Annotated in this window: 14 protein-coding genes; 7 read left to right on the top strand and 7 right to left on the bottom strand. The window is 67.8% G+C overall.

What is annotated here, in order from left to right; translation table 11 throughout:
- Positions 1 to 13 precede the first annotated feature (13 nt).
- The 3 genes from I8J34_RS09135 to I8J34_RS09125 form a co-directional block, all read right to left on the bottom strand.
- On the bottom strand, positions 14 to 1,282 hold the full coding sequence (locus tag I8J34_RS09135) for an MFS transporter (protein ID WP_214361097.1): 1,269 nt from the start codon (positions 1,280 to 1,282) through the stop codon (positions 14 to 16).
- Positions 1,283 to 1,508: 226 nt separating this feature from the next.
- The gene (locus tag I8J34_RS09130; RefSeq protein ID WP_214361096.1) at positions 1,509 to 2,243 is read right to left on the bottom strand and encodes a Crp/Fnr family transcriptional regulator; all 735 of its coding nucleotides are present in this window, start codon (positions 2,241 to 2,243) and stop codon (positions 1,509 to 1,511) included.
- A 178-nt stretch (positions 2,244 to 2,421) separates the two neighbouring features.
- Positions 2,422 to 4,623: a RelA/SpoT family protein gene (locus I8J34_RS09125; protein WP_214361095.1), complete on the bottom strand. Its 2,202-nt coding sequence runs from the start codon at positions 4,621 to 4,623 to the stop codon at positions 2,422 to 2,424.
- Positions 4,624 to 4,948: 325 nt separating this feature from the next.
- On the opposite strand from I8J34_RS09125, the gene I8J34_RS09120 reads away from it, so the two are divergent.
- The 6 genes from I8J34_RS09120 (at position 4,949) to I8J34_RS09095 (ending at position 10,037) form a co-directional block, all read left to right on the top strand.
- Positions 4,949 to 5,845 (top strand): DMT family transporter, encoded by an 897-nt coding sequence (locus I8J34_RS09120; RefSeq protein WP_214361094.1) that lies wholly within the window; start codon positions 4,949 to 4,951, stop codon positions 5,843 to 5,845.
- Between the two features lies 1 nt (position 5,846).
- On the top strand, positions 5,847 to 6,626 hold the full coding sequence (locus I8J34_RS09115) for a M90 family metallopeptidase (protein ID WP_214361093.1): 780 nt from the start codon (positions 5,847 to 5,849) through the stop codon (positions 6,624 to 6,626).
- 82 nt (positions 6,627 to 6,708) lie between these two features.
- Positions 6,709 to 7,743, top strand: coding sequence for a Glu/Leu/Phe/Val dehydrogenase dimerization domain-containing protein (locus I8J34_RS09110; protein WP_214361092.1), 1,035 nt, complete (start codon positions 6,709 to 6,711; stop codon positions 7,741 to 7,743).
- A gap of 181 nt (positions 7,744 to 7,924) precedes the next feature.
- Positions 7,925 to 8,359 carry a host attachment protein gene (locus I8J34_RS09105; RefSeq protein WP_214361091.1) on the top strand — a complete coding sequence of 145 codons (435 nt, stop codon included), beginning with the start codon at positions 7,925 to 7,927 and terminating at the stop codon, positions 8,357 to 8,359.
- 142 nt (positions 8,360 to 8,501) lie between these two features.
- On the top strand, positions 8,502 to 8,957 hold the full coding sequence (locus I8J34_RS09100; protein WP_214361090.1) for an Xre family toxin-antitoxin system antitoxin: 456 nt from the start codon (positions 8,502 to 8,504) through the stop codon (positions 8,955 to 8,957).
- Positions 8,958 to 9,575: 618 nt separating this feature from the next.
- A complete protein-coding gene (locus tag I8J34_RS09095; protein ID WP_214361089.1) occupies positions 9,576 to 10,037 on the top strand; it encodes an RES family NAD+ phosphorylase in 462 nt (153 codons plus the stop codon).
- 3 nt (positions 10,038 to 10,040) lie between these two features.
- Here the strand turns inward: I8J34_RS09095 and I8J34_RS09090 are convergent, their stop codons facing one another.
- The 4 genes from I8J34_RS09090 to ispD are packed head-to-tail and all read right to left on the bottom strand — an operon-like array spanning position 10,041 to position 12,483.
- Positions 10,041 to 10,733 (bottom strand): aspartate/glutamate racemase family protein, encoded by a 693-nt coding sequence (locus tag I8J34_RS09090; protein ID WP_214361088.1) that lies wholly within the window; start codon positions 10,731 to 10,733, stop codon positions 10,041 to 10,043.
- Positions 10,734 to 10,747: 14 nt separating this feature from the next.
- Complete coding sequence (gene thpR / locus I8J34_RS09085) at positions 10,748 to 11,275, bottom strand: RNA 2',3'-cyclic phosphodiesterase (RefSeq protein WP_214361087.1); 528 nt, start codon at positions 11,273 to 11,275, stop codon at positions 10,748 to 10,750.
- A 10-nt stretch (positions 11,276 to 11,285) separates the two neighbouring features.
- Entirely contained in the window at positions 11,286 to 11,780 is a 495-nt protein-coding gene (gene ispF, locus I8J34_RS09080) for a 2-C-methyl-D-erythritol 2,4-cyclodiphosphate synthase (RefSeq protein ID WP_214361086.1), read from the bottom strand.
- A 1-nt stretch (position 11,781) separates the two neighbouring features.
- Positions 11,782 to 12,483: a 2-C-methyl-D-erythritol 4-phosphate cytidylyltransferase gene (ispD, locus tag I8J34_RS09075; protein WP_214361085.1), complete on the bottom strand. Its 702-nt coding sequence runs from the start codon at positions 12,481 to 12,483 to the stop codon at positions 11,782 to 11,784.
- Between the two features lie 98 nt (positions 12,484 to 12,581).
- Between ispD and I8J34_RS09070 the strand changes: the two genes are divergently transcribed.
- Positions 12,582 to 13,847, top strand: a complete 1,266-nt coding sequence (locus I8J34_RS09070; protein WP_214361084.1) for an MgtC/SapB family protein — start codon at positions 12,582 to 12,584, stop codon at positions 13,845 to 13,847.
- The last annotated feature ends 13 nt before the right edge of the window (positions 13,848 to 13,860 follow it).

The following is a 13,860-nucleotide window of genomic DNA, read 5'->3' as shown; positions in this document are numbered from 1 at the left end:
CTCGAAACCGGAATCACTTGCCCAGCGCGTTGGCCGTGGCCATGTCCGGCTCACCCTTGAGCACCTCGGTGCCGCGCACCTCGGTCCAGTACATCCAGATGAGCGACACCCAGGTCACGCCGTAGAGCAACATGAAGCAGCTGGAACGCACGCCGGTCAGATCGACCATCGCGCCGAAGAGGATGGGCAGCAGGAAGCCGCCCAGGCCGCCGACCAGGCCGACGATGCCGGACACCGCGCCGATGTCATGCGGGAATTCGTCGGAGATGTACTTGAAGACCGAGGCCTTGCCGAAGGCCCAGGCCACGCCGACGGTGAACATCAGCGCGGTGAACACCCACGGGTTGAGACCGATGTCGAAGGTCTTCGGCCCATTGACGGTGAGGATGGTCAGATGGGTCTGCGGGTAGGACAGGATGAACAGGCAGATCCATGACACCCACATCACCCACCAGGTCACCTTGTGGGCGCCGAAGCGGTCGGAGAACCAGCCGCCGAAGGCGCGCAGCACCCCGCCCGGCAGCGAGAACGCCGCCGCCAGCAGCGCCGCCAGTTGCAGCGAAAAGCCGTACTCGGTGACGTAGTACTTGGTCATCCACAAGGCCAGCGCCACATAGCCGCCGAAGACGATCGAGTAGTACTGGCAGTACTTCCACACCCGCGGATCCTTGAGTGCACGCAGCTGGTCGCCGAAGGTCACATGCGAGGCCACCCGATGGGACGGATCGTCGTAACTGAACACCCAGAAGGCCAGCGCCGTGACCAGCATCGCCACGGCATACACCGTCGGCACCATCTCCCAGCCCCAGGCGGCGACGATGGTCGGCGCCACGAACTTGGTCAGCGCGGCACCCGAGTTGCCGGCGCCGAAGATGCCCATCGCCAGGCCCTGGCGCTTGCGCTCGAACCAGCGCGCGCAGTAGGCGATGCCGACCGAGAACGAACCGCCGGCCAGGCCGACGAACAAGCCGATGACGAGAAACTGCCAGTATTCCGTGGCATGGCCGATCAGATAGATCGGCAGCACCGTGCTGAGCATCAGCACGAAGAACACCAGCCGGCCGCCCAGCTTGTCGCCCCATAGGCCGAGCGGCAGACGCACCAGCGCGCCGGTGAGCACCGGCATCGAGGCCAGCAGGCCGAACTGGGTCTCGTTGAGGTTCAGCTGCGCCTTGATCGGCACGCCGATGACCGCAAAGATCATCCACACCGCAAAGCACACCGTGAAAGCCACGGTGCTCGACGAAAGCACGGATATCTGCTGATGACGTAGCGTCGCCATTGGCGTAATTCCTCCTGCTGCACACGGACGTTTCAATGCCACCGAGCGTATCGGCTGGGCGGCAAGCGCAACATTCGCCATCCGCAGGAGATCGGCTGCGCAGAGGAACTAGATCAAAAGGACTAGGCGGTCCGGCCTCGCATCACCGGCGCACACCGAGCGCCGTCAACGACACGGCCCCGGACAGGCGAGAAACGCCGTGCCCGGGGCCGGGAGAAGGGTGGAATCAGTCGTTGAGCAGCGCGCTCAACGCCTCATGATCGAGGATGCGGATGGTGCGCCCGCCGCCATCGATCAAGCCGGCGTCGCGCAGCTTGCGCAGCGCCCGCGACAGGGCTTCGCTGCTGAGGTTGAGCATCGAGGCAATGGTGTACTTGGGCGCCGCCAGGCGCACGCAGCCGGCCGGCGCGTCCCCCGCGCCCTGCTGCTCGATCAGGTAGGCCGCCACCCGTTTGTGGGCCAGCAGCGGCGCGGTCTGGCTGATCGACTCGATCAGCGACTGCACCCGCCCCGACACCTCGGAGAGCATGCGCAGGGCCAGGTCGTGATCTTCACGCACCGCCTGGCGCAGCGCGTCGGAGGGGATGTGCAGCAAACGCGTCGCGCGCACCGCCTGCGTCCAGGCCCGATAGCGCGCCAGGCGGAAAACGCCGATCTCGCCGAAAAAGCGCTTCTCGGTGAACAGCTCGATGACCTTTTCGCGCCCGTCCGGCTCCAGCGCCAGCAGCTTGATGCCGCCCTCGATGACGAAGAACAGGCCGGTGGGCACCGAGCCGCGGCGGAAAACGATCTCGTCGCGCTCGTAGCGCAAGCCGGCGGCATGCTCGGCGAGCAAGGCCAGCGTGCCGGCCCGAATGCCCTTGAGCAAGGGCATCGCCTTGAGCAGCGCGACGGCTTCCGTCCGGTCGTCGGTCTGACAGCCGGCCATCTGGCGCCGCGCCTGACTGATCCTCATGTCCATGCGCACCTCGTCGTTCGACCGCGGGCATCGGCGCATCCGGCCACCGGAGGCGCGGATACCCGCTTCATGGCATGAACGATACGAAGGACGGCACAGCGCCACAATCGGCCGGACGGCCATCCCCCGAAAGAGGGAGGAGGCCTCGTCCGAAAGAACTACGCCCCCGGCAACGCGCCGATCAGGTGCGCCGTGCCTGCTCCACGCCGGCCACGTCGCTCATCAGCCCGATGGCGCGCTGGATCTGCTGCGAGCCGTTGACCTCGATGGTGAAGCGCATGTGCGCCTTGCCCTTGCGGGTCAGCGTATTGACGGCGATGACGTTGAGCTTCTCGCGCGAGAGCACGTCGGAGATGTCGCGCAGCAGGCCCTGGCGGTCGCTGGCCTCGACCACCACATCGACCGGATAGCGGCTGCCCGGCGCATCCACGCCCTCGCCCCAGGTGGCGGGAATGGCACGCTCGGGGTGGCGCTTGAGCAGGGCCTGGAAGTCCGGGCAATCGACCCGATGCACCGAGATGCCCCGCCCGCGCGTGACGAACCCCTCCACCGCATCGGGCGGTGCCGGCTTGCAGCAGCGCGCCAGCGAGGTCATCAGCTTGCCCACGCCGACCACCAGGATGTCGTCGTCGGTGCTGCGCTGGCGGCGGCGACTGATGATGACTTCGTCGGTCGCCGGCGTGCTCACCTGCTCGGCCTGGGTGGCGATCTGCACCGCCCGCGGGCCGACCTCGCCGCGCCCGGCGGCGATGAACATCGCGTCGGTGTTCTTGAAGCCCAGGCGCTGGGCCAGGGTCTCGTTGTTGAACTGGGTCTGCCCTTCGCGCTGCAACTCGCGGTGGATCACCGCACGGCCGCGTTCGAGCAACTCGCCCTGTTCGAGCTGGGCGAAGTACTGCTTGATCTTGCGCCGCGCCTTGCCGGTGGTGACGTAGTTCTGCTGCGGATTGAGCCAGTCGCGCGACGGGCCGCCTTCCTTGGCGGCGGTGATCTCCACCGTCTGCCCGCTCTCCAGCGGCTTGTTGAGCGGGATCAGGTGGCCATCCACCTTGGCGCCGCGGCAGCGATGGCCCAGGTCGGAATGCAGTGCATAGGCGAAGTCGACGGCAGTGGCGCCGCGCGGCAGATCGACCACCCGCCCCTGCGGCGTCATCACGTAGAGCGTGTCGTCGAGCGAGGCGTCGCGGTATTTTTCTTCCCAGTGGTCGGCATCGGTCACCTCGTCGCGCCATGACAACAGATCGCGCAGCAAGGCGATCTTCTCGTCATAGGCGCTGCCGCCGGCACCGCTGCCTTCCTTGTAGCGCCAGTGCGCGGCCACGCCGAACTCGGCATGCTGGTGCATGTCGTGGGTGCGGATCTGCACCTCCAGCGCCCGCCCGTCGGCCGCGCGCACCGCCGTGTGCAGCGACTGGTAGTTGTTGCCCTTGGGCTTGAGGATGTAGTCGTCGTATTCCTTGGGGATCGGCGTCCAGATCTGGTGCACGATGCCCAGCACCGCGTAGCAATCGCGCACCTGGCTCACCAGCACGCGCAAGGCGCGCACGTCGTACACCTGCGAGAAGTCGAGGTCTTTCGAGCGCATCTTGTTGACGATGCTGAAGATGTGCTTGGGCCGCCCGTACACCTCGCCGCTGATACCGGCGGCGGCCATCTCCTCGCGCAGCCGGGTGACCGCGTCGGCGATGAACTGCTCGCGCTCGACCCGACGCTCGTCGAGCATCTTGGCGATGCGCTTGTAGGTGTCCGGCTCGAGAAAGCGGAAGGACAGATCCTCCAGCTCCCACTTGAGCTGCCACACGCCCAGGCGGTTGGCCAGCGGCGCGTAGATGTCCAGGCTCTCGCGCGCCGCGTCGAACTGCGACTCGGCTTCGGGATGCTCGGCGTAGTAGCGCAGGGTCTGGGTGCGCGAGGCCAGGCGCAGCAACACCACGCGGATGTCCTCGACCATCGCCAGCAGCATCTTGCGCAGGGTTTCGGACTGCTGGCGCATCTCGGGCGCACGGTTGGTGGCCGTCTTGCGGGTGATCACGCGCAGGCCGTTGAGACGGTGCAGCCCACCCACCAGCCGGGCCACGCGCGCGCCGAAATGCTTCTCGAGGTATTCGGTGGCGTTGTCCATGTGGCTGTGCAGGGCGAACAGCAGCGCGGCCAGCCGGGCGTCGCCGTCCATCTTGAGCGAGACGCAGATCAGCGCCATGCCCAGCGCGTGGCGCAGGGTCGGCTCGCCGGTGCCCAGCGGCTGCTGGGCGTACTGTTCGGTGATCAGCGACAGGGCCGCTTCGATGCGTTGCCGGTCAGCCGCGGGCAGGCCTTCGCAGATGCGATCGATCGGCGGTGTTTCCGATTCGGCGTAGGAAATAGCGTTGGTGACGGATACCATGGCCGGGATTATCCTTGAAACCTCGGTTGGACGTGGTTGTTGGTGCGTCTGGGCGGGATGGCCGGCGCGAAGCGACGACGCGGCAGGCATCTGCCTGCAAGGAGAAGCGACAAAGCCGGACGCCCGACCCGGCGTGCCAGCGACCGCGTAGCGCTGCCACCCGACGGGTCAATCGAACTGAAATTACAGCGGTCGGAAATCATGTGGCGAATCAGCCATGGACAAGCGGCCAACTGAGGTTTCAAGGATTATCTCTCATTGAGCGGAGCTGACGCGCAGATGATAATCGCGCCTTCGCCAAAACGCCTCACGCCCAACCCCCGACATGCGCCGCCTCTTCGATCTGCCCTACCTGCTGCTCACCCTGACCGCCCTCTTCTGGTCGGGCAACATGGTCATCGGCCGCGGCGTCCGCGCCGACGTGCCGCCGCTCGGCCTCGCCTTCTGGCGCTGGACGCTGGCCCTGTGCCTGATGCTGCCCTTCGCCTGGCCCCATCTGCGCACCCAGTGGCCGCTGGTACTGCGCCACTGGCGACCGATCGTGCTGCTCGGCGCGCTCGGCGTGGGCGGCTACAACACCTTCGCCTACCTGGCCTTGCAATACACCACGGCAATCAACGCCACCATGCTCAATTCGCTGATCCCGGTGGCCACCCTGCTGCTCGCCGGCGTGCTGCTGGGCCGCCGGCTGCACCGGCTGGAGGTCATCGGCGTGGTGCTGTCGCTGATCGGCGTGACCGTCATCGTCACCCATGGCCACCCGGCGATGCTGCTCGGCTGGCAGTTCAACCCCGGCGACTTCTGGATGCTCGTGGCGGTGATGGTGTGGGGGCTCTACACCGTCGGCCTGCAGTGGCGCCCCAGCGGCATGCACCCGATGGTGATGCTGGCGGCCATGACGGTGGTCGGCATCGCGGTACTCGCGCCGGCCTGGGCCTGGGAGCTGTCGCAGGGCCGGCATATCGTGGTGCATACGGGCAGCATCATGGCCATCGCCTATACGGCGATCTTCCCCGGCTTTCTCGGCTATGTGTTCTACAACCGCGGCGTGGCCATGGTCGGGCCCAGCCGCGGCGCACTGTTCATCCACCTGATGCCGGTGTTCGGCACGATCCTGTCGGTGATCTTTCTCGACGAGTTGCCGGCCCTCTTCCATGGCGTCGGCATCGCGCTGATCCTCTCCGGCATCTGGCTGACCACGCGCCTCAAGGTCGAGGGCTGACATGCTCCGGGTGTTGAAGCGCTGGCTCTTCGGCCGCGGCGAGCCGGCCGCGGTATCGGAGGCGCAGTGGCAACGCGTCGAGGGCGGCCTGCCGTTTCTCGCCTACCTGCCCGCCGACGCCCGCGAGCGCCTGCGCGCACTGGCGCTCGCCTTCCTCGACCAGAAGACCTTCCACGGCGCCGGCGGCCTGGTGCTCACCGACGACATGCTCCTGGCCATCGCACTGCAGGCCTGCCTGCCGATCCTCAACACCGGCCTGGCGGCCTATCGCGACTGGGTGGGCGTGGTGGTCTATCCGGGCGACTTCGTCATCCCGCGCGAGGAGATGGACGAGGACGGCGTGGTGCACGAATACGATGACCCGGTGCTTGGCGAGGCCTGGCCGGGCGGCCCGGTGATCGTCTCCTGGCAACCGCTCGAGCCTGCCGACGGGCTGAACGTGGTGATCCATGAATTCGCCCACAAGCTGGACATGTGCAACGGCGAGGCCGACGGCTTCCCGCCGCTCGGCCCGGACATGACACGGGCCGCCTGGGCACGCATCTTCGCAGCCGCCTACGACGATTTCTGCGAGCGCGTGGATACCGGCCGACCCCTGCCGATCGATGCCTACGCCGCCGAGAGCCCGGCCGAATTCTTCGCCGTGATGAGCGAAGCCTTTTTCGAGCGGCCGATCCAACTGCGTGCCGCCTACCCGGCCGCCTACGCCCAGCTCAAGCGGCTGTACGGCCTCGATCCGGCTGCTGGCGCGAACCCTTCGGCCAGCGGCCACTCCAACTGATCGGAGCGTCGATCGCCCGAGGGGATGCCGCCAAGACGGGGCGATGGGCGTTTTCCAGGCGGCAAACGCCAGGAGGCCAGCCATGGAATGCTTCTCCGCCCCGGACTTCGACCGGCACGAACAGGTCGTCTTTGCCTACGACGACGCCAGCGGCCTGCGCGCCATCATCGCCATCCACGACACCACGCTCGGCCCCGCCATGGGCGGTTGCCGCATCTGGCCCTACGCCAGCGAAGCGGCCGCGCTGACCGATGCGCTGCGCCTGTCGCGCGGCATGACCTACAAATCGGCACTGGCCGGCCTGCCGATCGGGGGCGGCAAGGCGGTGGTGATCGGCGACGCCAAGCACATCAAGACCCCCGCCCTGCTCGCCGCGCTCGGCCAGGCCATCGACCGGCTCGGCGGGCGCTACATCACCGCCGAAGATGTCGGCACCAGCCCGGCCGACATGGCGCAGATCGCCCGGGTCACGCGTTTCGTCACCGGCATCACGCGCGACGGGGCCGGCGGCGACCCCTCGCCCTACACCGCGCGAGGCGTCTATCACGGCATCCGTGCCGCCGTGCGTCACCGGCTCGGCGCCGACACCCTGGCCGGCGTCCATGTCGCCGTCCAGGGGCTCGGCCATGTCGGCGCGGCACTCAGCCAGGCCTTGTTCGATGCCGGCGCGCGCCTCACGCTCACCGATATCGACAGCGCGCGCTGCCAGGCGCTGGCGACGCGCCTGGGCGCCGCCACGGTCGCCCCCGAGGCCATCGTCGAGGTGGAAGCCGACGTCTTCGCCCCCTGCGCGCTCGGCGCCATCATCAACCCGCGCACCCTGCCCCGCCTGCGCGTGGCAATCGTCGCCGGCGCCGCCAACAACCAGCTGGCCACCGACGATCTGGCCAACGCGCTGCGCGCGCGCAACATCCTCTACGCGCCCGACTACGCCATCAACGCCGGCGGGATCATCCAGGTGTGTCACACCTATTTCGGTGACGACGCCACGGTCGATGCCCGAATCGCGGGGATCTACGACACCCTGCTCGACCTGTTCGCCCGCGCCGACACGCAGGACATCAGCACCCTGGCCGCGGCAGATCGCCGCGCCCGCGAGCGTCTGACGAACGGTTGAACGACAGCCGAACGGCCCATGGCGCGGGTTTCCCGGGCATGGACGGCCCCGCAGCGCGCTGGTCCGACAAGCGGCGTTTTGAAGTGTCGAGGGCAACTGGCTACGCTAGAAGCGCTGTCGTGCGCCGTCTGGACGGATCGGACGTACACAGCTGATCACCCACTCTTTCGGAGGAACATCTATGGCTATCACATGGATCCTGGTTGCCAACGCCAGCCTTGCCAAACTCTATGCCAACTATGGGCCGAACAAAGGACTCAAGCTGGTCAAGGAGTTGATCCACCCGGAAAGCCGACAGAAGAACAAGGACCTCGTCACCGATCGACCCGGAAGCATCCAGTCGTCGCCCGGCAGCGGCTACGAATCTCACACGCCGCCGAAGACCCAGGCCGCACGCGCCTTTGCCCAGGAACTTGCCCAGGAGTTCTATCAGGGACGCAACAACAACGCCTTCGGCCGTGCCATCCTGGTCGCTCCACCCGCCTTCATGGGCATGCTCAATGCCGTCATGGACGGCCCGACCGCCCAGCTGGTCACCGACCGGGTCGAGAAGGACTACACCAAAACCGCCGAACCGGACCTCGCCGTCCGCCTGGGCGGCAGCATCTGCCTCTGATCGACTGACGCATCCACCCACAAACGGGGCGCCGGAGGGCGCCCTTTTTGCGAGCGGCCAATACCCCGGCCCTGCCGGCGACGGTGGCATCATCTGCCAAAAGTGTCTAGACTCTGTGCCATATGGCACTCCAGGAGTCCACATGAGCACCGTCGGCGCACTGCCCACCTCCGCCTTTTCTGCAGACCGTCTGCTGGGCGGCCGCAAAGTCCTGCACCACCAGCCGCGCACGCCGCTGGAATGGGTGGACCTGATCCGCCAGGGCATCTCCTCGGCCACCATCGACGCGCTCGCCAAGGCCCTGCGCCTCAGCCACAACGAACTGGCCTCGGCACTCGCCATCCCCGAACGCACCCTGGCCCGCCGCAAGAAGGAAGGCACGCTGAGCAGCGAAGAGTCCGCCAAGGTCGTGCGTCTGGCACGCGTCGTCGAGCGCGCCGAAGAAGTCTTCGAAGAGCTCGCCCCCGCCCTCGACTGGCTCAAATCCCCCAACGCCGCCCTCGGCGGCGACACACCGCTGTCGCTGCTCGACACCGACATCGGCGCCCAGACGGTGATGGAGACCCTGGGGCGGATCGAACACGGGGTGTATGGTTGAGCGGATGGCTGGCGTGATCCGCTCTACGGGTACCGTGACCACTTTTTTTGCACTTCGGCCAGCGGGGTTTTTCGATGGCGACCGTTGGCCGGGTCTCGCCCCGGCGGGCGACCTACTTTCTTGCTCGTGCAAGAAAGCTAGGCAAAGAAGCACGCCCCACTGTCGTGGCCCTTCGGGCTTCCCTCCCTCCGCAAGCACGGGGCGGGCGGACTTCGCAAACTCGCCCTGCGGGCTTAGACAGCGAAGCCGCTTTTTCCGCCCCGCACTTGCTGCGCTCGGCACGACAGAGGGGGAGGGGGTGCCCATAGGCACGGCATTCGGTTCTTGCGCGGGCAATGGCGAAGCCGAGCCCGCATGCCCTTCCCCTTCTGTGCCGCCGAACGGAGAACGGCGACGGCGGGAATTGTCGTGTCGCTGTTTGAGCCCGAAGGGCGAGTTTGCGACACGACCCGCCGGCGCCGGGCGTAGAGAGGGCACCGGCGAAGCCGGCGGCACAGTCGGGGGCGTTTTCTTGATTACTTCTTTGTCGCGACAAAGAAGTAATTCGCCCGCCGGGGCGAGACCCGGCCAACGTCCCTCACCCGAATCGCACACGCCTCGCCGGCGAGGCGCAAACCAGTGACCACCCTCTGGCGCCTCGTCACCGCCCGTTTCGCCGACACCGCCTTTAGCGGCGAAGGCGCCCGCCTTTACGGCGGGCGCTGGAATCGCAAGGGCGTGCCCATGGTCTATACCGCGGCCAGCCAGTCGTTGGCGATGCTTGAGATCCTGGTGCAGGATGAGCCGCTGCGCGCCCGCTATGTGATGATCCCGGCGACCTTGCCGAAGCGCTTCAAGGTCGAGCAGATCGAACTCGCCGAGTTGCCCGAGCAGTGGAACGATCCGGCCAACCGCGCCCATCTGCAGGCGCTGGGCAGCGACTGGATCGCGCGCGGCAGCAGCGCGGTACTGGCGGTGCCCAGCGCGGTGATCCCGGCGGAACGCAACTACCTGATCAACCCGCGCCACCCCGACTTCGCCAAGATCGACATCGGCCCGCCGCAGGATTTCGTCACCGATCTGCGGCTGCGGCGCAAGTAGCTTTCAACTCAGAGCGTACTTGACGGCTGCCGCGGCATGGAGGGCGGTGGTGTCGTAGAGCGGCACGCTGGTGTGGGCCGGCTGCACCAGCAGGGCGATCTCGGTGCAGCCGAGAATCACCGCCTCGGCGCCTTGCGCGTGCAGGCCCGCGATGATCTCGAGATAGCGCGCCCGCGAGGCGTCCGACACCACGCCATGGCACAGCTCGTCATAGATGATGCGGTGCACGACATCCTGCGCCTCCGCCTCGGGCACCCGCACATCCAGCCCGAAGCGCTCGCGCAGCCGGCCGGTGTAGAAGTCCTGCGCCATGGTGAAGCGGGTGCCGAGCAGGCCGACACGGCGCACGCCGTCCGCCTGCAAGACCTCGCCGGTGGCATCGGCGATATGCAGCAGCGGAATCGACAGCGCCGCCTCGATTTGCGGGGCCACCTTGTGCATGGTGTTGGTGCAGATGAGCAGAAAATCCGCCCCGCCCGCTTCGACAGACCGGCCCGCCTCGGTGAGCATCTGCGCCGTGGCGTCCCAGTCGCCGCGATGCTGAGCCGCTTCGATGGGGCCGAAATCGACGCTGGCGAGCATCACCCGTGCCGAGTGCAGGCCACCCAGCGCTGCGTTCACGCCGCGGTTGATCGCCTGGTAGTAGCTCACGGTCGATTCCCAGCTCATGCCGCCGAGCAGGCCGATGGTTTTCATGCTGCCTCCTGTTGTCAGTGTGCCGGCCAGCGGCGGCGCATCAGATAGCGTGCGCCGGTGTGGTCCCGTTGCGAGACGGCCAGTACCCCGCCGTCGACCGGCCAGTCGATCGGCCGCATGTCCGCCGCCACCGCGTGCCGGCAGCGCCGTGCCAGCGTGATGTGGGGGACAAACGGCCGTGGCGCCAGCGTAATGCCGATCGCCTGCAAGCCCACGGACAATTCATCGGCCAGCTGCGCCAGGGTGTCCGGTGGCGACTGGCTGCCGGCCCACAGGATCTGGTTGTGCGGCCAGTGGCCGAGCTGGTCGAGCCGCAGCATGCAGCGCGGCCAGCGCACCTGGTCGCCGACCGCTTCGATGGCCGGCAGACGGTCGGGGGCCACATCGCCGATGAAGGCCAGGGTCAGATGCAGGGTATCGGCGCGCATCAGGCGGGCATCGCGCGGTGCGGCCCGGCGGGCGGCGCGGTGCAGTTCGGTCGCGATGGCAGCGCTGGGCCACAGCGCGAAGAACACCCGCACGCGCGGCGCCGGGTCGGCCACCGGTGAAGACTCAGCCGGCATCGCCCCGGTAGAGCAACGCCACCGCCTGGGCGGCGATGCCTTCGCCACGGCCGGTGAAGCCGAGCTTCTCGGTGGTCTTGCCCTTGATGTTGATGCAGTCGGCAGCCACGCCGAGATCCTCGGCGATGTTGGCGGCCATCGCCGGCACGTGCGGCAGCAGCTTGGGCGCACGTGCGATCACGGTGGCATCGACATTGCCCACCACATAGCCCGCGGCACGCACCGCCGCCATCGCCTGGCGCAGCAGTTCGCGGCTGTCGGCGCCGGCATGGGCCGGATCGGTATCGGGGAAGTGGCGGCCGATGTCGCCCAGGCCGGCAGCGCCGAGCAGCGCATCGGTGATGGCATGCAGCAGCACGTCGGCGTCGGAGTGGCCGAGCAGGCCATGGCTGAAGGGGATCGTCACGCCGCCGATGATTAGCGGCCGGCCGGCCACCAGGGCATGCACGTCAAAGCCCTGGCCGATACGAAAGGGAAGGTTCACGTCAGCGCTCCCGGTTCTGCAGGATCCACTCGGCCAGATGCAGGTCGAGCGGATAGGTGACCTTGAGATTGGTCGGATCGCCGCGCACCAGGCGCGGGCGCAGGCCGGCGGCCTCGATGGCGCTGGCTTCGTCGGTCACGTCGCGGGCCGATTCGAGGGCGCGGCGCAGCATCATGTAGCGGAACATCTGCGGCGTCTGGGCCTGCCACAGGCTGTCGCGCGGCACCGTGGCGGCGGCACGACTCTGGGCGTCGGCCCGCTTGAGCGTATCGGCCACCGGCACGGCCAGCAGGCCGCCGACCTCGTCGTCGTCCAGCGCCTCGATCAGCGCGTCGACATGCCAGGGGGCCAGGCACGGACGGGCCGCGTCGTGCACCAGGATCCAGTCGCCATCGCGCACATCGGGGCGGATCGCCCGCAGGCCGCCGAGCACGCTGTCGGCGCGGGTGGCGCCGCCGACGTACACCGGCGTGAGCTTGTCGCCCAGATCGCGCCAGTCGAAAGCGTTCCAGTGTTGATCGCCGACCGACAGCACCACATACACCCGCTCGATCTGCGGTGCCGCGCACAACACCCGCAAGGTGTGGCGCAGCAGTGGCTCGCCCATCAGGCTCAGATACTGTTTGGGCGTCTCCCGGCCCATGCGGGAGCCACCGCCGGCGGCCGGCACCAGGGCGAAATGGCGATGCGCTGTTTTTTGCATGGCGCGATTCTACCTGCGCGAATGCGCCGCGGCACGGTCTGTTGCATGCCGCCGAGGGGCGTAGAATGGGGCTCGGCGCCCACCACGAGCCGCTCACGATGGAAACCGAACTCCCGCTCGACCCCACCCAGCTCCAAGCCGTCCTGATTGCCCTGGGCATCGGGCTGCTGCTCGGGCTGGAGCGCGAACGCCGCGAGAACCCCCGCGCCGGGCTGCGCACCTTCGCCCTGGTCGGCCTGCTCGGCGCGCTCAGCGGCCTGATCGGCGAGCGCTTCGACAGCCTGTGGCCTTTCCTGATCAGCCTGACGCTGATCGGCGCGATGATCATCGCCGCCTACCTGCAAGACCCCGATCCGCAAGAGCCCGGCACCACCTCGGTGGTGGCGTTGCTGCTGTGCCATACCCTCGGCTTCATGGTGTGGGAAGGCATCGTGCGCCTGTCGATCATGATCGCCGTGGGCGCCACCGTGCTGCTCTACTTCAAGCCCACGCTGCGCGGCTGGGCAACACGCCTCACCGCGCGCGACTGGCACTCCATCCTGCAGTTCGGCATCTTGTCGCTGGTCATCCTGCCGGTGCTGCCGGACCAGAACTTCGGCCCCTTCGGCGCCCTCAACCCCTATCAGATCTGGCTCATGGTGGTGCTCATCTCGGGCGTCAGCCTGGCCGGCTATGCCGCGCTCCAGCTGGTCGGCGGGCGCTACGGCGCGCCGCTGGTGGGGCTCTTCGGCGGACTGGTATCGAGCACCGCCACCACGCTGGTGTTCGCCCGCGATGCCAGCAAGCGGCAGGATTTCGTGCCCATTTCGGCGCTGGTCATCCTCATCGCCAATCTGGTCATGCTGGTGCGGGTCGCGGTGGTGTGCGCGGTGCTGGCACCCAGCCTGCTGTTGCCGCTGGCGCAGATCGCCCTGCCCGGCCTGGCGCTCGGCCTGGGCGCCCTGGCCTACCAGTGGCGAACGCTGATGGCGCGCGACGGCTCACCGGTGCCCGACACCAAGAACCCGACCGAATTGCGCACCGCCATCACCTTCGGCGCCATCTACGCCGCCGTATTGCTCGGTGCGGCCTGGTTGTCGGACGTGGCCGGCAGCAAGGGGCTGTACCTGCTCGCGGTGGCCTCGGGCCTGACCGATGTCGACGCCATCACGCTGTCGAGCCTGCGCCTGTTCTCGCTCGAACGGCTCGAGGCGGTGCCCACGGTGATCGCCATCGGCCTGGCCATGATGTCCAATCTCGCGTTCAAGACCGGCCTGGCGATGAGCGTCGGCGGGCGTGCGCTGAGCCGGCAGGTATTCCTCGCCATGCTCGCCGTGGGGCTCGGCCTGGGCGCCGGCCTGGCCTGGGTAGGAACCGCGGGATAAACCTATAATCAAA

Origin of the sequence: Denitromonas iodatirespirans, assembly GCF_018524365.1 — a bacterium.
GTDB lineage: Bacteria > Pseudomonadota > Gammaproteobacteria > Burkholderiales > Rhodocyclaceae > Nitrogeniibacter > Nitrogeniibacter iodatirespirans.
This window is presented reverse-complemented; position numbering and strand designations above follow the sequence as displayed.